The sequence below is a fragment of the Saccharobesus litoralis genome, from assembly GCF_003063625.1.
Lineage (GTDB): Bacteria > Pseudomonadota > Gammaproteobacteria > Enterobacterales > Alteromonadaceae > Saccharobesus > Saccharobesus litoralis.
The window spans coordinates 5,475,111-5,493,409 of sequence record NZ_CP026604.1 but is presented as its reverse complement, the minus strand read 5'-3'; the positions used below and the strand labels follow the sequence as shown (position 1 = coordinate 5,493,409).

The window sequence follows — 18,299 nt, the reverse complement described above, 5'->3', positions numbered from 1 at the left end:
TATTTATAAAATGATTTTAACAACAAACTAGTGTGAAGGGTATATCCTGTTCACAGGCGGCTTTGCCTTGTTCCGGACACAGCTGCATAAAGCGAATAGAAAACCTGTGTTTGTTGCCACTGACGGTAGGGTAAGCTTTAAAGTGTTGCTCTAGCTGTATTTGAATTAATTCAGTATTGCCGGTGGCATCTTGGAAAGAGCCCCCTTCAGCGATCGCTTGTTGGACTCGCCCGCTTTCTCGCACAAATTTTAATTCTAAGCCGACCACTTGCTCTAGGGTTTTTAAATAGCTTAACCACTTTTCTATATCGGCTTGCTGGGTTTCTCTGGCTGTGTGTAGCCAAAAGTGTAGGTGAGGTAAGTCAAAGCAGCAAGTGCCGCCCGGAATAGCGAATCTTTGCTTTATTGAACCAAGAAATTTATCTTCTTTTAGCTCTATACCTAAACGTCCTGATTTAGTGAGGTTATTGGTTGCATTCATGACTTGTTGGATCAAGCCGTTGATAGCCGAAGAATCAATGTCTGGGTGTTGCGACCATGAAACTAAATTCTTTTCATGTTTTTCTAAATCTTTTAGTAAGTCGCCACGTAAATCACCGCGCTCGATCACTTCGGCTACGGCAAATAAAGATTCAAAGAAATGCAGAAGTGATTTCTCATCAAGGTTTCGAGCGCTGGCATGCATTCGCTGAATTAAATGTTCAATTCGCAAATAGGTGCGGACTTTTTCATTTAGTGGAAATTCGTACTTTATATACGCCATGTCGAAATTTATAGTTTTGATTGTGTAAACGTATATTCGTTGGTCCGCATCCTATGCGTTTTTGTTTAAGCTCTAAACTTTGAACCGAGCGGATTTTCGAATATTGTTAGCGTTTTAGAGTTTTTAACTCAAGTTATTTCAAGAGTTTAGACTAATGACAAATAAAATTCATGCATTTTGCTGATTTGTTGAGCTAAATAGTCTAAATCTTTTGAATTATCAATAATATCATTGGCATGTTTTAGGCGGACTTCCCTACTGACTTGTGAGTCAATGATAGCTTGGATAACTGTTGCATCGCTGTTATCGCGTAATAATGCCCGTTGTTTTTGCTGCTCCACTTCACAGTCGATAACCGCGACTCGATTAACTAAATCAAATAGTTCGTTTTCGATAAGTAAAGGGATGGCTAAAATACAATAGGTTGACTGACAAGCGTTAACCGCACTGCTCATTTCTTGTCTAATTAACGGGTGCAGCAACTGATTTAACCATTCTTTTTGCTTTACATCTTTGAATACGATATTTCTCAGTTGTTGGCGATCGAGTTCACCTGTCGAGGTGATGATGCTAGCAGAAAAGCGTTGGCTTATTTGTTTTAGGGCTTGAGAACCCGGAGCGACAACTTGGCGTGCGATAATGTCGGCATCGACAATGTCTATGCCTTTATCAGCAAAAAAACGGCAGGCTGCGGATTTTCCTGAGCCAATGCCTCCGGTCAATCCAATAACTAAATTAGCCATTTATTAGACCTATCAATAGGCTCATTTAATAAACCCATTTAATAAACAAAGTTATGCAAATAAAAGTGGATCAAATTGTCGCGCCAATAAAAGGCAATCCAACCGGCTATAGCTAAATAGGGACCAAAAGGAATGCGCTGCTCTTCGTCTTTACGTGTTTTCAAAATGATAATGCCTAAGACAGCCCCGACAAAGGAAGAGATAAGAATAATCGGCAATAAAGCTTGATAGCCCATCCATGCACCTAATGCGGCTAAAAGCTTGAAGTCACCATATCCCATGCCTTCTTTACCTGTTACCAGTTTGAATAACCAAAAAATAGACCACAAGGCTAAATAGCCCAATACTGCACCTAAAACCGCATCATGCAGTGGTACAAAAATAGCCTGATAGTTGACTAATAAACCCAACCATAATAATGGTAGTGTTAGTTGATCGGGTAGCAACATACTATCCAGATCAATAAAGGTCATCGCAATGATTAAACAAGTAAAAATAATGGCGGCAAATGCGGCTAATCCGTAACCAAAATACCAAGCCGCAAATGCACCCGTGACACCCGTTAACAACTCTACTAATGGGTAGCGCACTGAAATTGGATTTTGACAATTGGCACACTTACCTCGCAGTGTTAACCAACCGAAAATGGGAATGTTATGCCAAGGTTTAATGGCGGTATTACAGCTAGGACACGTTGAATTAGGTTTAACTAGGTTATAGGTTTGGTCTGTTTGTTGGTCGTTGGAAGGTTTTTTTAGTTCATCTGTGAGATATTCACGACATTCACATAAAAACTCTTTTTCCAACATTTTAGGTAGGCGGTGGATCACCACATTTAAAAAGCTACCTATACATAAGCAAACTAGCAGTGCTGTCGTCACCCAAATGGCAGGGTACTGCACAAACATTAAAGAGATATTTTCAAACATATTAACTAACAATTTTACCCATTTGGAAGATTGGTAGGTACATGGCAACAATTAAGCCACCAATCACGACACCGAGAATGGCCATGATCATAGGTTCAATAAGAGCAGACAAGCCATCTACCATATCATCGACCTCAGCTTCATAAATATTGGCAACCTTGTTCAACATACTATCAATTGAACCTGATTCCTCACCAATTTGTACCATTTGTACCACCATAGGTGGAAATAAATTGGTGTTGCGCATGGCTAGGTTCATTTGCATACCGGCAGATATTTCGTTTTTTATACTGAGGATAGCCTTGCGGTACACTGCATTGCCAGATGCGCCAGCAGCAGAATCAAGTGCTTCAATTAAAGGGACCCCAGCGGCAAAGGTGGTCGCTAAGGTACGAGCGAAGCGCGCTAAAGAGGCCTTATTTAAAATAATACCGACCACGGGGATTTTTAGTAATAAACCATCTAGGCTATCACGCAGTTTACGCGAATTTTTATAAGCTTTGAGAAAGAAAAATAGTCCGATTCCTAACAGTATTAATAATTTAGGCCCGTGGTGTTGTAATGCTTCGGACATGCCAATGACTAATTGAGTAAACGCTGGTAATTCAGCGCCGAACCCAGAAAATATTTCTTCAAACTGAGGGACAACGAAGATCAATAGTATAATTGTGACGATAGTTGCAATTGCCAGAACAGCAATAGGATAGGTCATCGCTTTTTTGATTTTGGATTTTAGATTTTCTGCTTTTTCCTTGTAAGTGGCAATTCGGTCATAAATGCCTTCTAAAGCGCCAGATTGCTCGCCCGCTAGTACTAAATCGCAATATAAATCATCGAAGTGTTTAGGGTGTTTGCGCAGAGCTTCATTAAGTGGAGTACCTGAGGAAATTTCAATGCTAATATCCGATAATAGCTTACGAACGGCCATATTGTCATGGCCTTTGGAGATTAGCTCAACCGCTTGTACTAGAGGGACACCTGCGCTAAGCATAGTGGCTAACTGCCTACTAATAACTGCAATATCTGATGATTTAATACTCGGGCTACCAAAAGAGAATTGTTTTGGCTTTTTTTTGACTACACTTGGCGTGATACCTTGACTACGCAATTGTGAACGGGCTGCGGTAATTGAGTCTGCGGCTAATTCACCCGCAATTTTGTCGCCTCGCCGGTTCACTCCTTTCCAAGTAAAGATGGCCTGTTCATCAATTTTGGGTGTTGTTTTTCTTTTTTTGGCCATTGTCGTTATGCAATCCTATCAATGATGGGCTAACCCTATTCCGATTTAGCTTGTTTAGCAACTATCGTCTTCTCGCTCAGGCCTTATGGTTCATTGTCTGCGCTTACTCTCCCCAATCACATATAGAGTATATGCTCATGGGGGCGAAGCTTGACGGCTTTCCCTATAGCCTGATCGCTTTGACTATATTATAGAAGCTATTGAGAATTAACCAATTTAACTTCGCGCTGCGGGAATGGGATCCGTATATTATGTTTTTCTAAGGTTTGGTAAATTACTTCATAGGCTTCAAATTTTGCCGCATACAAGGAAATAGTTGGTGTCCAGAGACGAATTTCCAAATTAATGCTGCTATCACCAAAACTGGCTATCCCGACTTGCGGTTGCCGAGCTTGACTGCAAATACTCAGCGGTGAAATAGCTGACTCAATTAACTTAACGACTTCAATAGGGTTATGTTGATAGGCAATACCGACACTGAGTTCAAGCAAAGAGTCATGTTTGGAATTATGAATCACTTCTCCGACAATGTGTTTATTGGGGATGGTTATTTCTACTTCATCTTCATCAACCAGTATGGTGTAAGCCAGTAAGACTTCTTTAACTATGCCAGTAACCCCTTGCACGGTAATGGTATCACCGACCACAAATGGTCGAATGAGAATAATGTTAAAGCCTGCTGCATAATTGGCTAGTAAGCCTTGTAACGCCAAACCAGCGCCTAAAGAAACAGCGCCAATTGCAGCAATAAACGGGGTGACACTGATCCCGAGTTTACCTAACGCGACAACTAGCACCATAGCAACTAGCAGCATTTTGGCAGTATTGGCTAAAAAGCGACTCAGAGTGACATCAAGTCTTTGGCCTTCACATAATTTGAGAACGAAACGACTGACTTTGCCGGCGATATAGTAGCCAACAAAGAAGATGATGATGGCACCAATTAATTGAAAACTATAATTGGTAAAAAACTCGATAATAATTTCATAAACCTTATTAACTTGGTCAATTTCATCTTGCAGTAACTCACTGGGTGCTAAGCTCGGCGTTTGTGATTGGGTTGTCGAAGTGGGTTGCATGTGTTTTTTATACGAATTTTTTATTGTCGTGCTTTTATTATTACTCAAGTCCTTTATTCAAACATTAATTTTCAGGTATTAATTTAAATAATCATAAACCCCTGTTTATTTTAACTTTAAATAAACTACAATCTACTTGGCAAAATGAGTGATTTGGGAGCACTTAAAAAGACCTAGAGTGAAACGAGTTGAATAAACTTAATGTGGTGGAACGCCATGAATCGTTAGCTTATTTATGTCGGACACCTTTATAGCAATATTCCACAGGGAAAAATTATGGAAGCCGTTGTTGATCAACAAGTGAAATTGGCGCGTATTGCCAACGTTGTTACTGTGCAATTTGATGTATCTCACCCTGAGTATACAAGATTAATCGAGAGTGTTGGCCGATTCCGCTTTCAGCAATGGCGAACGGCTAATATGAATATGTCGAATACATTAAAAGCGCAAACGTGGATTGAAGCGCAAGATGAATTGGCGTGGCACTGGTTATCGAGTGTAGAAGGACAAGTTATTGCCAGCGCTCGCTTGTCAATTCACAATTCGTTATCTGATTTACCTGAAGGTGAGTTGTATAAAGGGTTAGATGATTTATACCCACAGAAAATCGCTTCATTTAATCGCTTAATTGTAGATGAAGGCTACCGTGGTTTGGGAGTGGCAGCTAATTTAGTTCAATGTCGGATTGAACAGGCTGCGTATCTAGGTGCCAAGTCTATCGCATTGGATTGTCCACAGCACAGAGTTAAAGCCATGCAGCAAGTAGGTTTTGAAACGGTTAAAGCCCCACAAGTCGGTACTAAGTGTCCAGATATAATGTGGTATCCGATGCGCAAATTGTTGTAATTTTGTGGTGAGTTTTAAAGGCTTTAGTTGCAGTCTAGTTGCTGGCAATTTATGCTAGTTAATAACGATTGATTAAGTGATTTATTGATACCATGGAAAATACGGTTGAGTTACGCAAAGGCCAAACTTTATTTACAGAGGGTGAAAAAGGCCGTCAAATGTATGTGATTAGCCACGGACAGATCCGCTTGACTAAAGGAAATGCTGACAATACGGTGGAAATCGCGACCTTAGGTGAAGGTGAGTTTGTTGGTGAAATGGCACTGTTAACTTCTGATGTAAGGACCTGTACAGCGGTTGCTGATTCCGACGTGAGCTTACTCGCTTACGATGAAGAAAAATTTAAAGCCTTAATTAAAAGTAATAGTGGTATTGCGTTACGTTTGATTGAAGGGTTGGCGCAGCGCTTAAAAGACACAACTGAGCGCTTGGTTGCACTACAAAAATAAATACTACCTCTAGTTTTAATCCAAGTGCGACAGCTTCCTAGTCGCACTTCCTGCCTGCAGAGCCTGCAAACCTTTCTCTCGTAGGTGAGCATTTATGCTTGCAGAGCCTGCAAACCTTTCTTTTGTAGGTGAGCATTTATGCTTGCAGAGCCTGCAAACTTTCCTGCCCAAAAGAGCAAGACTACCAAAAGTAGGGGCTTGGAAGCCAAGTCTCGCCTACTACAAGTATTCAGCGTTATTGGTTTTACAGGCTATGGTTTTGCTATTTACTCTCGTCTTTGCCGTGCCTACAGGACGTAGGTACTTAGGTTTCGTCAGGAACAAGAAACCTGCAAATGCGGTAATCTAGCGACTTTGTACTGTACACAGAATTGAATTTACTTTAACAAAGGCGCTGGATACCTGATTTCTCAGGTATGACGGTAATTTTTTATACCTGTGGTAAAAATTTAGCTCTATTTACAAACACGCTGAATAGTTACAGCTTATTCTGTTGTAATTTGTAGATGTAGAAACCCGTTGCTTGAGATAATGAATAGTTACCCACAATCAAGGTTTATTGCATTTTGTGAATTAAAGCACAGCTTTCCCATGAAAATTTAAGCTATGCTGTTTGTGTCGGATAAAGTTGTACCGAGTTGATTAAAATGTTGCCTAAAACAATGATAAAAATAGCACTCGTATTGGTTATGCTTGGTTACATCACAGGCTGTGGTGGTGGCGGTGAAACCAGTGGTGATGTTAGCCAAACACCTGAAAATAACCAAACACCTGAAAATAACCAAAACGCTGGTCAGCAACCAAACAATAATCCCCCAAGTGATGGCAATGCTACGCCAGATAGTGAGCCGCCAACGGCGCCGCCTTCAGAACAAGCTATAACGCCAGTCCAGACACTGAGTTATTATCAGCAAAACATCGCGCAAAATATCATAGCTGCGTCTTGTATTTCTTGCCATACGGCCAATGGCTTTGCCGCTAGTTCGCGCTTGATTTTGCTTGATGCTAGTGTGCAAGCTGCAGCAGGTTCTGCAACAACTGATTTATTTAATAAGCAAGCGCTAAAAGATTTCGCGCTAAATGTTCCTACCGGTGAGCAATTGTTATTGCAAAAGCCAAGCGGCCAAGTGAGTCATTTGGGGGGCGTGCAATTAGCGCTCAACAGCCTTGAGTTACAACACTTTACCACCTTTGTTGGCATGCTAAAGCAAGAGTGTACAGGTTGCGTAACTCAAGAACCGGATGAGCCCCAGAGCGATGATAGCGGTAATAGTGCTGATGGTAACAGTGGAGAAGGTAATACTAACACGGGTGACAATACCAATAGTGATGGTGGCTCATCAATGCAGCCGTCAACTGGTGATGATAGTTCGAGCGATGATAATAGTGCTGGTGGAGATAATTTAGGAGATGCTAATTCGAGTGACACTGGTACAGACGCTAATACAGACAATGGCAATGATGGAAATGCAACGCCGAGCGACCCGCCACAAGAGTTGACTCCTGAGCAAATCACATTCAATAATTTAATTTCCCAGCCTGTAGTACAGGCGCGTTGTATCGCTTGTCATGTCGCAACTGGCATCGCCAGTACAACGCGTTTGTTGTTTGTTTCGAGTCAGCAAAGCGATCATCAAGCGCCAGATCATCAAATTAGCAATCACAATCAGTTTATCAATTTGATCAACCAGCAAGCAAACCATGCACAATTAGTATTAGATAAAGTGCAAGGGCGACTGGGACATAGCGGCGGGCAAATATTCTCATCTGATTCAGCTCAATTCACAGCGCTTAGACAATACCTGCTCGATATTGGCGGTACACTGACTGCAGACGCTCAGCCAAATGATGGTAGCGCGGACGGTATTGGAGGTGATGGTACAGGGAATGATGCTACAGGGGATGACAGTACTGGAGACGATAGTTCAGCGCCGGATCAAAATACCCCACCACTCAGTGTTGAACAGGTATTGTATAACGACACATTATCCGTGGCTGTGGTGCAATCTCGTTGCATTACATGTCACGTAGATGGCGGTGTCGCCGATACGACTCGGTTGCAGTTTGTAATGAGCAGTCAACAGGGATATTTAACCACTAATCATCAAACTTTAGTGGATTTTTTAGCGGAGGATATTGCTAATGCTCAGCTCATCTTAAATAAAACCCAGGGTGATATTACTCATAGTGGTGGCATTATTTTTAGTGTGGGTAGTGAGCAGAATTTAGCATTGCGTGCCTACTTGACAGCATTAGGTGCACAAATAGATAGTTTACCTAGCGATCAACCGAGTGATAATAGTTCTAATGAGAACCCAGATAATAATGATCCACAGAATGGCAATACTGACACTCCGATAGATGATACACCAATAGATGACGCTCCAATTGATGGTAATAATAGCGGCAACAGTGGCGATAGCTCAAATGATAATGCTGGCGATGACACAAATAGTGACGCTAGTAACGACACAACAAATGATAGCACCAATGACCAACCTAATGATGGCGACGCGTCATCGGGCGAAACGAACGACGACATAGCGTTAACCGCAGAACAAATATTATTTAACGACACAATTTCGCAACCTGTAGTGCAAAATCGTTGCGTGACTTGTCATGTAGAGTCTGGAACTGCCGAATCAACTGCCATTCAATTTATCAGCGCTAGTGAAACACAACATTTGCTTCATAATCATCAAGTCTTTGCATCGTTTATTGCGCAAGATGACAGTAATGCGCAGTTAATTCTTAATAAAATTCAGGGGTTAAATGGCCATGGTGGCAGTGTTATTTTTATCTCAAACGATACTGAATATAACGCTTTACGTGAATATCTCGTGGCGCTAGGTGGACAAGTTGATGCCCCACCAAGCCAAGCGCGCCCTTTCTTTGATGGGGTTAGCTTTGAAGATAACTTGAGTACACTCAAACGAGCAGCATTGATTTTGGCGGGACGGCAGCCTACCAGTGCTGAGTATGCAGCGGTACAAGGCAGCAGTGAACAAGAACTAAAAGCAACAATTCGCGGTTTAATGACAGGTGATGCGTTTCATGAGTTTATTCTGCGCGGAGCTAACGACAAATTACTGACCGATAGATGGCTAGTGCCATGGCGCGGTTTAATTAATGGTTTAGACAGTCGCTACCCAGAATATACCAATTGGTTATTTGATTTAGCCGAGCAATATCAAGGTGAAGATTCAGATGAAAGGCGTCAACAAACCCGCGAGCGTAATTGGGCTATTAACTATGGCCTTGCTCGCGCTCCGTTAGAGTTAATTGCTTATGTGGTGGAAAATGACCGGCCTTATTCTGAAATATTAACCGCCAATTATACTATGGTAAATGCAGCGACCGATGAAATTATGCTAACGGATGCTGATTTCTCAACCACTACGGAGCAGTGGCTGCCGGCGCAAGATAAAGGTTATGTGCGCATGGCTGATTGGCAAACATTTGGCTGGAATGAAGAATTACGCGTTCTTGAATACAATGAACAAGGTTTGGTCACAGATTTTCCGCATGCCGGTGTACTTAACACCTTGTCATTTTTAAAACGCTACCCGTCAACCGCAACTAATCGTAATCGCGCGCGTAGCCGTTGGACCTATTTCCATTTCTTAGGTTTTGATATCGAGCAATCTGCTAGCCGAACGATGGATCCAGATGCCTTGGCAGATACCAATAACCCAACATTGAATAACGAAAATTGTAGTGTATGTCACCAAACGTTAGATCCATTAGCTGGTGCATATCAGAACTATGGTGATGAAGGTTTTTACCGTGATCAAGTTGGCGGGCAAGATTCATTACCGCATTCTTATAAATGGCTGTGGGATGAAGATTTAGGGCGCGATATTCGTAACGAGCTATACCAACAAGGCGATTCTTGGTACGGCGATATGCGCACCCCAGGGTTTAATGGCAGTGATGCGCCTGATGCCACATCAAGTTTATCTTGGGCTGCACAGCAAATAGTTAACGACGATAGATTTGCCGAAGCAACGATTAAGTTTTGGTGGCCGACCATATATGGCACGGCAGCAGCCACTGCGCCGCAAAGTGAAAGTGATGCGGATTATAGCGCGAAGCGCAATTTGTTTGATGCTCAAACACGGTTTATTGGCGAATTAGCAACCGATTTTCGAGCCAACAACTTAAACTTAAAAGATTTGTTGGCTGATATGATCGTCAGCAATTGGTTTAGGGCAACCGCGAGTCATGACGTAATGACAAACGACCGTTTAATCGAATTAGCAAATGTGGGCGCTGAAAAGCTTTTAACACCGGAAGAACTAGTCGCTAAAACCAAAGCCCTAACTGGATTTGATTGGGGGGTAAGTGATTGGCAAGAAAACAACTCATTACTAGAGGAATATCGTATTTATTATGGTGGCATTGATTCAGATAATGTGACAGAGCGCGCACGAGAAGTTAGCTCAGTCATGACAAGTGTTGCTACCACTCATGCGGTGGAAGCGTCATGCCCTATCGTCATTAATGATTTTAAACAACCGCAAGGCCAACGACATTTGTTTAACTCGGTCGAGACAGTGACAGAGCCGGGTATCGAAACCGCCTTACAAACCTTTGTTGACGCAGATTCCGCTAATCAAATGCAGACTATTGATTTGCAAGCCAATGTGCAGGCCGGTGAAAAGGTACTGAGCTTAACTTTTACCAATGACTTTTGGTCCGAAACCTTAGGTGATAGAAACTTAGTGCTTAATCGTTTGACTATCACAGGACCTAATCAGCAAATTATTGTTGATGACTACCTCGGAACTTTAATTGCAGACACAACCAATCAAGTGACGACACAAGGTGGTTGTGCCTACCAAAGTTTTAATGCAGCTCAGCAGGCAGAAAACGATGTTACCTTGTGTGCAACCAGCTCAATAATAGCCAATTTTACTGCTGTTACGGGTAACTACCATATTCAAATTCAAGCCTATGGTCAGCAAGCCGGAGATGAGAGCGCGCAAATTTTAGTGCAACTAAAAGATACGGATCCCAACGCTGAAACGAATGGTACGTTAGCCATAAAACAACAAATATTATCGCTTCACCAATTATTACTCGGCGAAAATTTGAGTTTAAGCTCCGCTGAGTTAACTCATACGTATCAATTGTTTATTGATACTTGGCAGGATAAAAACCGCCGAATAAATGAACAAAATGCTTGGCGCCATATTTCCGAAGAGGGTTCACACTGCCGGTTAGAGCATTGGTCTGATGGTAGTGATCCGAATGGTATTTTAACCGCTTGGCGCACAGTAACCGCCTATTTAATGATGGACTACCGGTATATTCACGAATAAGCAGAGGATAATAATATGGATCGTCGACAGTTTTTAAAAATGAGCGCCTCTGCTGGTTTAGTTACAGGTATTGCGCCATCGTTTAACCTTTTTGCTGCACCAGAAGATTACACGGGTAATTATTATGTTGTTGTGCAAGCTCAAGGGGGATGGGATGTAACTAGTTTTTGTGATCCCAAGTTGAACGTCCCCGGAGAAGCAGAAATTAATCATTGGGCGCGTACCGGTGATATTCAAACTGCAGGTAATATACGCTACGCCCCGTTTGCTGATAACCAAGCATTTTTCGATAAATACTACCAACATATGATGGTAGTCAATGGCGTGGATGCGCAAACAAATTCGCACGATGCTGGCGTCGTGCATAACTTTAGTGGCCGCCTTGCAGAAGGGTATCCTAGTTTAACCGCGTTAGCTGCGTCAATTCATGCACCGGATTTACCCATTGCTTATGTTAACCATGGTGGTTACGGCGAAACTGCACGCTTGATCCGCAGTAGTCGATTAGATAACCCCAGTGCCCTGATTAATATTATTAATCCTAACGGCCAGCGCTGGGACCCTACCACTAGCCATATTCCATCAGCAGATTGGCAACGAGTGTTAAATTATCATCAAGCACGCAATACTAGGTTGGCTGATGCCACTAATCTAACCCCGCGCCAGCAATATAATCGCCAAGTGTTTCGCTCTTCAGTGACCAACGGAGCTATTTTAGGTGACTTACGCGATAACTTAGCCGTGTTACAAGGTCGTGACTACGACAACACTTCATTGGGGCAGTTTCAGCAGCAAGTTGATGTGACTGTGGCTAGCTTTATTTCCGGTGTGAGTGCCAGTGCCGATATGATCGTTTGGGGGTTTGATACCCATGATGATCACGATAACCTACATAGCACAGAGCTTAGCTACTTAACCCAAGGCGTTGATTATTTGTGGGAGCAGGCAGAAGCTGCAAACATCGCCGACAGGTTGGTGGTGGTGATTGCTTCAGACTTTGGGCGTACGCCAAGATATAACGACAGTAATGGTAAAGATCATTGGCCTATAGGGAGTACCATCTTTATGCAAAAAAATGCCTCATGGGGTAATCGTGTGGTTGGTGTGACAGATGAAGGTCACAATGCTTTAAAGATAAACCCAGTAACACTTGAACGTGATGATAACAATGGCATTATCATTTTACCCAAAGATGTAATGGCAGCAGGGCGCAAATTGTTTGGTGTTGATCACGGGGTTATTAGTAGCGCCTTTCCGTTACGAGAAGAAAGCCAACTTGATCTGTTTGCCTCGAGTCAACAAACCGCACAATTAAATGATCCACGAAATAGTTTGCAAGTTGTCTAGGTCTTATAGGTTAATTGAAATAAATAATTGATGAGTTATGTTGCTTTTTAACTGCGTTATCTTCTTGAACCGCTTTATCTTGTTAAATAAATTAAAAAATTTAAGTAAGCTGGGTGCTATTGTCATTTTTTGTCTGGTTGGCAGTGCTCAAGCTAAACAAGCGCCCCCTATCAACCTACCTAGTTTAACCCATGGTCAGTTAACCAGTTTAGCGCAATTTAAAGGTAAAATTGTTTATTTAGACTTTTGGGCATCTTGGTGTGGACCTTGTAAAAAATCCTTCCCATTTATGCAGGAGCTACAGCAGAAATATCAAGATAAAGGAGTAGAAGTGGTCGCTATTAGTGTTGATGAAGTTAAAGACGATGCCGAAACGTTTTTAAAACAGCAACAAGCTGACTTCACGCTCTTGCATGACCAAAATGGCAAGGCGGCTAGTGCATTTAATGTTATGGCCATGCCGACCTCTTTTTTGATCAATAGCGATGGCAAAATCGTCGCAACCCACCTAGGGTTTAAGAGTAAAACTAAAGACAAAATAGTTAAGCAAATTAATGCGCTTGTGCGCCAATAACTAAGACATCATTTAATTTATAAGCACTAATAACAATAACGTAAGGACTCTTATGAAACTTTCCTTAATGAGTTTACTCGCCCTATGCCTCTTGCTTAGCGCTTGCGCTAACGTTAAGCCATGGGAAAAAGGTAATTTAGCTAAGCCTGAAATGAATTGGCAGCCGGATAGCATGCAGGCCGCAATGAACAAGCAAGTCTATTTTAGTAAAGAAGCCTCGTCTGGCGGCACTAGCACTGCTGGTGGCGGTTGTGGATGTAACTAGCAAGGACGTTAAAAATGAAAAATAACAATAACAGACATGCCGCATTAGCTTCGCTGGCTGGGGCGGCGATGGCTCTGCCGGCAATCAATGTTCAAGCCGCAAGTGTCGCTGACAATTTTCAAATTGGTGTTCGTCATCATGCTTATCAAGAGGAAGGGATTGACAGCAATAAGTTGCAACAAGGTAGTGCTGGTGAGCGTTACGATATTGATGTGAATCAATTTCAACTCATTGCTCCGCTTTCAGATTCATTTCAACTGGACGTTAATTATCAGGTTGAAAAAATGTCGGGGGCATCACCTTACTTTACGCAAAAGAATGCTGACGGCCAAGTGGTACAAGTGATGAGTGGTGCGTCGATTGAAGATACCCGCAAAGATAGCTCAGCTAAATTAACTTATGTTGCCGATAACTATTCACTGGCTGCTGTGATTGCTCGCTCAACTGAGGATGATTATGAATCTAGTAGCTATGGTATTGAACTTAGCTACGAGTTAGCAGATAAACTCACAACGCTTAACTTGGCCGCAGATCAATCGCAAGACGAAATATCCCCGACTTTTGGTGTAACAAGTCCATCAGTCAATTTTGCCGAGAAAGACAGTTGGTCTGTCTATGCCGGCTTAACTCGTGTATTAAATAAGAATATGCAGTTGCAAGTGGGACTAGGTTTAATTGATAAATCGGGCTTTTTGTCCGACCCTTATAAAATTGTGGTGCCAGGTAGTGGTCAAGCCGCAAGTTTTGTTGATACCCGTCCCACCGAGCGCCAAGCAACAACTTTAAGTACGCGTTTGCGTTACTTTATTCCAGAGGTTAATGCCGCGCTGCATGCGGATTACCGTTATTACGATGACGATTGGCAGATTAATTCACACACTTTCGAATTGGCTTGGTATCAAAACTTGGCTGATTCTTGGCAAGTTGTGCCTTCGTTGCGTTTTTATAGTCAGTCACAGGCTTACTTTTATGAAAACTTTTATGAAGTCGCTCGCTCTGATGGTTTGCAATCGACAGACTACCGTTTGTCATCCTATGGTGCGATAACGCTTGGCCTTAACTTATATAAGCAAATTGGTAACTGGCGCCTAACTGCGGGTTATCAAACGTACAATAGCGACGAAAGCTATGCACTTGATAGTGGTGAAGGTAGTGTCGGTTTAATTGATTTCGATATGTTGAGCTTAGGTTTTGATGTGAAATTTTAATTCGGCAATAGAGTTTTAACCTAAGCAAAATGCATTTATTTCAATTTCAGTTTAAAGCCATGGGCTCTCCCTGCTCATTGCATTTTTATGCAGCTAATCAAAGCTTAGCACAAACTGCTGCGCGTCATGCGCAGCAGGAAGTGGCAAGGTTAGAAAGTAAGTACTCTCGCTATCGGTCGAGCAGTTTACTGTCTAATATTAATTTATCTGCGGGTAAAAAAGCCGTTGCTATTGATAATGAGACAGCAGCTTTACTGGCCTACGCTGAGCAAGCTTATCAGATCAGTGACGGTTTATTTGATATTACAACTGGCGTATTACGCAACGCTTGGAATTTTAAAAGCAAGACTATTCCTAATGACGAGACTATTTTGCAATGGCTAGATTTAGTTGGTTGGCAAGATGTTGAGTGGCAGCAATCACAGATCTATTTACCCAAAGCCGGTATGGAAATTGATTTTGGCGGTATTGTTAAAGAATACGCCAGTGACGCTGTGGTTGCGCTATTAAAGCAGCATCAAATCCAATTTGGCTTGGTTGATATGGGCGGAGATATACATGTTGTCGGTCCACACCCTAATGGTGATGCTTGGTTAGTTGGTGTGCAAAATCCAGCAAGTAATGCTAAGGATAATAACCCTAGCCCTGTAGCTAATATTCCAATGACACACGGCGGTTTAGCTAGTAGTGGCGACTATCAGCGCTACATTGAGTTGCAGGGTAAAAAATATAGCCATGTATTGAATCCGCGTACGGGTTGGCCTGTGTCAGGTTTGGCTGCGGTCAGCGTTTGGAGTGAACAGTGTGTTATGGCTGGCACGTTAGCCACCATAACTATGTTAAAAGAAGAGGCGGGCGTATCTTGGTTACAAGAGCTAGCAGTGCCATTTGTGGCGGTTGATCTGCAAGGTCGTATAAACAGAGCTGTGTAATTTTATACCTATCTTGTAGGGCCGGCTTTATGCTGGCGAAAAAACGCATTATTTGGTTGTCGGGCCGGTTTTATACCGGCGAAAAAAACGCAATGTTTGGTCGTAGGGCCGGCTTTATGCCGGCAGAAACATACGCATTGTTTGGTTGTAGGGCCGGTTTTATGCCGGCGAAAGAATACGCATTGTTTGGTTGTCAGGCTGGCTTTATGCCGGCGATTTTCTAGGCAATAAAATTCTAATGATTGGTCACCCGTGCTACTTCTTCTAAACTGGTAACGCCACTCATCGCTTTTAAAATACCTGAACGCCGTAAATCGTTGACACCCTCTTTAGTCGCTTGTGCTGCAATCTCAATCGAATTACCGTGATCCATAATTAATTTAGCGATAGACGGTGTAATAGGCATAACTTCATAAATACCCACACGGCCTTTGTAACCCCCAGAACACAGATCACAACCGACAGGTTTAAACAGCTGTAAATCAGCATTGATTTGGCTTTCACTAAAGCCAAACTCAAGTAGTTCATCATGGGGCGGCATTTGGTCAACGGGTTGCTTACAATGCTTACATAAGCGGCGGGCAAGGCGCTGAGCAATAATTAGCGATACCGAGCTAGCAATGTTAAACGCTTGTACCCCCATATTCAGCAAACGAGTTAAGGTTTCAGCAGCCGAGTTAGTATGCAGAGTCGACATAACTAAGTGACCGGTTTGCGCGGCTTTAATGGCGATTTCAGCCGTTTCTAAATCTCGGATCTCACCTACCATGACAATATCAGGATCTTGACGAAGGAAAGAGCGCAACGCGTTGGCAAAGGTTAAGTCTGCTTTAACGTTAATTTGCACTTGGTTAATACCTTCCAAGTTGATCTCGACGGGATCTTCAGCGGTTGAAATATTGCGCTCTGTGGTATTAAGAATATTTAAGCCAGTATACAAAGAGACGGTTTTACCTGAACCTGTCGGGCCAGTAACCAATATCATACCTTGTGGTTGCTCTAAGGCATTCATGTATAGTTGTTTTTGTTGTGGCTCATAACCCAATACATCGATACCCAGCATGGCGCTAGAAGAATCAAGTATACGCATTACGATTTTCTCGCCCCACATGGTGGGTAACGAAGAAACACGAAAATCGATGGATTTTTTCTTGGATATTTTTAGTTTTATCCGGCCATCTTGCGGTTTGCGCTTTTCGGCAATATCCAAACGCGACATAACCTTTAAGCGCGCGGCTAATCGTGAAGATAAATTAACCGGTGGCGAGGCGATTTCATGTAACACACCATCAATACGAAAACGAATGCGGTATTTGTGCTCGTACGGCTCAAAGTGTAAATCGGATGCGCCTTTTTTAATCGCGTCTAATAGAATTTTATTGATGTAAACGACGATCGGCGCGTCATCTTGGCCGTCACCAGCATCATCGTCTTGGGTTTTATCTTCGCTGACTTCAACGCCTGTTAGTTCTTCTTCATCAAAGTCATCCAGTCCTAAGCCGTCATCATGTTCAAAAGCAGCTTCAATTAATTGGCCTAACTTGCTGGCTTCAACACAAATAAATTCAGCACCCATGCCAGTGCTAAACTGGAAATCTTCTAATGCTGTGTAGTTTTGTGGATTAACCGTGGCTAAATATTGTGTGCGACCGCGGGTAAAAATAGGTAAGCATTGGTGCTTGTTGACGAGCTTTTCATTAAGTTTGTCAGGATCTAACTGGTTTTTATCAAAATGGCTTAAGTCAAAAAAAGGCACTTGATGAAAGCGACTTAAACTGCGAGCAATTTCATATTCATTGACATGATCGCTGACTTTACACAAGGCTTGAATAAAATCGATATTATGTTTGACATCATCGTTTTCAGATATTTTATCTGCCAACGCCTCATGAATAAGGCCTGTACTGGTAAGAGAATGGATAAGGTTGCGTTGCATTGGGCTAGTAATGGTTTGAATGGTTCCTTGTATGTTACTTTACACTGAGAAATGAAAATAAAAAATAGCCGTATCTTAAAATACAATACGGCTATTGATATTAAATTTTTAATTAATCTTTAGGCTGCAGAGCAATCAGTATCCGCAGTTTCTGTACGAGCCCACGATATTGTTCCACCAGAGTATGTTGGAGTGTAAGTTACTCGAGTATCAACAGCTGTTTTACTGTCAATTTTACCACCAATTGATATCGCTCCGTTTAAAACGGCGATACATCCCACATTGCTTCCAGAAATACCATCAGTATCATCTGCTGGAATACTTCTTGAACCGCCGTCACAATCATCTTTTGAACCACCAGAAGCTTCTTCGATTTGAATACAACTGATAACAAGAGGTTTTAAACCATCTGCAATTTTATCCATTTCTGTTGTTTTTGCATCTTGTACATAATCATCGTAAGCAGGAACCGCAACAGCGGCTAAGATACCGATAATCGCAACCACGATCATCAATTCAATTAAGGTAAAACCCTTTGATTGTTTTTTAAAGTTTTTCATATCCGTTAGTTCTCCAGTTGGTTAATTAGGCGAAAACCTGTTGCCTGCACTGTGAGCGAGGCAGGCAATCCACCCAGTTAAGCGCTTGTGTAGTACAGGTTAGT

16 protein-coding genes are annotated in these 18,299 nt (G+C 42.2%); 9 read left to right on the top strand and 7 right to left on the bottom strand.

Features of this window, described 5'->3' with window-relative positions; all coding sequences use genetic code 11:
• Nucleotides 1-16 precede the first annotated feature (16 nt).
• The 5 genes from zapD to C2869_RS21025 form a co-directional block, all read right to left on the bottom strand.
• Entirely contained in the window at nt 17-763 is a 747-nt protein-coding gene (gene zapD, locus C2869_RS21045; RefSeq protein WP_108604781.1) for a cell division protein ZapD, read from the bottom strand.
• A gap of 146 nt (nt 764-909) precedes the next feature.
• Nucleotides 910-1,506: a dephospho-CoA kinase gene (coaE, locus tag C2869_RS21040; protein WP_108604780.1), complete on the bottom strand. Its 597-nt coding sequence runs from the start codon at nt 1,504-1,506 to the stop codon at nt 910-912.
• Between the two features lie 38 nt (nt 1,507-1,544).
• Nucleotides 1,545-2,435, bottom strand: a complete 891-nt coding sequence (locus C2869_RS21035; protein WP_108604779.1) for a prepilin peptidase — start codon at nt 2,433-2,435, stop codon at nt 1,545-1,547.
• Between the two features lies 1 nt (nt 2,436).
• Complete coding sequence (locus C2869_RS21030; protein WP_108604778.1) at nt 2,437-3,675, bottom strand: type II secretion system F family protein; 1,239 nt, start codon at nt 3,673-3,675, stop codon at nt 2,437-2,439.
• A 197-nt stretch (nt 3,676-3,872) separates the two neighbouring features.
• Entirely contained in the window at nt 3,873-4,754 is an 882-nt protein-coding gene (locus tag C2869_RS21025; protein ID WP_108604777.1) for a mechanosensitive ion channel family protein, read from the bottom strand.
• 276 nt (nt 4,755-5,030) lie between these two features.
• Here C2869_RS21025 and C2869_RS21020 point away from each other — a divergent pair, with 276 nt between their 5' ends.
• The 9 genes from C2869_RS21020 to C2869_RS20975 all read left to right on the top strand — a co-directional run bounded on the left by C2869_RS21020 (nt 5,031) and on the right by C2869_RS20975 (nt 15,923).
• Nucleotides 5,031-5,600, top strand: a complete 570-nt coding sequence (locus C2869_RS21020; protein ID WP_108604776.1) for a GNAT family N-acetyltransferase — start codon at nt 5,031-5,033, stop codon at nt 5,598-5,600.
• Between the two features lie 92 nt (nt 5,601-5,692).
• Nucleotides 5,693-6,049 (top strand): Crp/Fnr family transcriptional regulator, encoded by a 357-nt coding sequence (locus tag C2869_RS21015; RefSeq protein WP_108604775.1) that lies wholly within the window; start codon nt 5,693-5,695, stop codon nt 6,047-6,049.
• A 647-nt stretch (nt 6,050-6,696) separates the two neighbouring features.
• Entirely contained in the window at nt 6,697-11,373 is a 4,677-nt protein-coding gene (locus C2869_RS21005) for a carbohydrate-binding domain-containing protein (protein ID WP_108604773.1), read from the top strand.
• Between the two features lie 15 nt (nt 11,374-11,388).
• Nucleotides 11,389-12,720, top strand: coding sequence for a DUF1501 domain-containing protein (locus C2869_RS21000; RefSeq protein WP_108604772.1), 1,332 nt, complete (start codon nt 11,389-11,391; stop codon nt 12,718-12,720).
• A 79-nt stretch (nt 12,721-12,799) separates the two neighbouring features.
• Nucleotides 12,800-13,294, top strand: a complete 495-nt coding sequence (locus C2869_RS20995) for a TlpA family protein disulfide reductase (RefSeq protein ID WP_159084264.1) — start codon at nt 12,800-12,802, stop codon at nt 13,292-13,294.
• Nucleotides 13,295-13,346: 52 nt separating this feature from the next.
• A complete protein-coding gene (locus tag C2869_RS20990; RefSeq protein WP_108604770.1) occupies nt 13,347-13,559 on the top strand; it encodes a DUF4266 domain-containing protein in 213 nt (70 codons plus the stop codon).
• Nucleotides 13,560-13,573: 14 nt separating this feature from the next.
• Entirely contained in the window at nt 13,574-14,767 is a 1,194-nt protein-coding gene (locus tag C2869_RS20985) for a DUF3570 domain-containing protein (RefSeq protein ID WP_108604769.1), read from the top strand.
• Nucleotides 14,768-14,796: 29 nt separating this feature from the next.
• Nucleotides 14,797-15,699 carry an FAD:protein FMN transferase gene (locus tag C2869_RS20980; protein WP_108604768.1) on the top strand — a complete coding sequence of 301 codons (903 nt, stop codon included), beginning with the start codon at nt 14,797-14,799 and terminating at the stop codon, nt 15,697-15,699.
• A 29-nt stretch (nt 15,700-15,728) separates the two neighbouring features.
• Nucleotides 15,729-15,923, top strand: a complete 195-nt coding sequence (locus tag C2869_RS20975) for a hypothetical protein (protein ID WP_108604767.1) — start codon at nt 15,729-15,731, stop codon at nt 15,921-15,923.
• Between the two features lie 11 nt (nt 15,924-15,934).
• Here C2869_RS20975 and pilB read toward each other — a convergent pair whose 3' ends face one another.
• Entirely contained in the window at nt 15,935-17,635 is a 1,701-nt protein-coding gene (gene pilB, locus C2869_RS20970) for a type IV-A pilus assembly ATPase PilB (RefSeq protein WP_108604766.1), read from the bottom strand.
• A gap of 119 nt (nt 17,636-17,754) precedes the next feature.
• Nucleotides 17,755-18,195, bottom strand: a complete 441-nt coding sequence (locus C2869_RS23055) for a pilin (RefSeq protein ID WP_108604765.1) — start codon at nt 18,193-18,195, stop codon at nt 17,755-17,757.
• Between the last annotated feature and the right edge of the window lie 104 nt (nt 18,196-18,299).

Coding starts and splice junctions, on each gene's coding strand:
- zapD (WP_108604781.1), bottom strand. CDS start 763: ATGGCGTATATAAAGTACGAATTTCCACTAAATGAAAAAGTCCGCACC.
- coaE (WP_108604780.1), bottom strand. CDS start 1,506: ATGGCTAATTTAGTTATTGGATTGACCGGAGGCATTGGCTCAGGAAAA.
- C2869_RS21035 (WP_108604779.1), bottom strand. CDS start 2,435: ATGTTTGAAAATATCTCTTTAATGTTTGTGCAGTACCCTGCCATTTGG.
- C2869_RS21030 (WP_108604778.1), bottom strand. CDS start 3,675: ATGGCCAAAAAAAGAAAAACAACACCCAAAATTGATGAACAGGCCATC.
- C2869_RS21025 (WP_108604777.1), bottom strand. CDS start 4,754: ATGCAACCCACTTCGACAACCCAATCACAAACGCCGAGCTTAGCACCC.
- C2869_RS21020 (WP_108604776.1), top strand. CDS start 5,031: ATGGAAGCCGTTGTTGATCAACAAGTGAAATTGGCGCGTATTGCCAAC.
- C2869_RS21015 (WP_108604775.1), top strand. CDS start 5,693: ATGGAAAATACGGTTGAGTTACGCAAAGGCCAAACTTTATTTACAGAG.
- C2869_RS21005 (WP_108604773.1), top strand. CDS start 6,697: ATGTTGCCTAAAACAATGATAAAAATAGCACTCGTATTGGTTATGCTT.
- C2869_RS21000 (WP_108604772.1), top strand. CDS start 11,389: ATGGATCGTCGACAGTTTTTAAAAATGAGCGCCTCTGCTGGTTTAGTT.
- C2869_RS20990 (WP_108604770.1), top strand. CDS start 13,347: ATGAAACTTTCCTTAATGAGTTTACTCGCCCTATGCCTCTTGCTTAGC.
- C2869_RS20985 (WP_108604769.1), top strand. CDS start 13,574: ATGAAAAATAACAATAACAGACATGCCGCATTAGCTTCGCTGGCTGGG.
- C2869_RS20980 (WP_108604768.1), top strand. CDS start 14,797: ATGCATTTATTTCAATTTCAGTTTAAAGCCATGGGCTCTCCCTGCTCA.
- C2869_RS20975 (WP_108604767.1), top strand. CDS start 15,729: ATGCTGGCGAAAAAACGCATTATTTGGTTGTCGGGCCGGTTTTATACC.
- pilB (WP_108604766.1), bottom strand. CDS start 17,635: ATGCAACGCAACCTTATCCATTCTCTTACCAGTACAGGCCTTATTCAT.
- C2869_RS23055 (WP_108604765.1), bottom strand. CDS start 18,195: ATGAAAAACTTTAAAAAACAATCAAAGGGTTTTACCTTAATTGAATTG.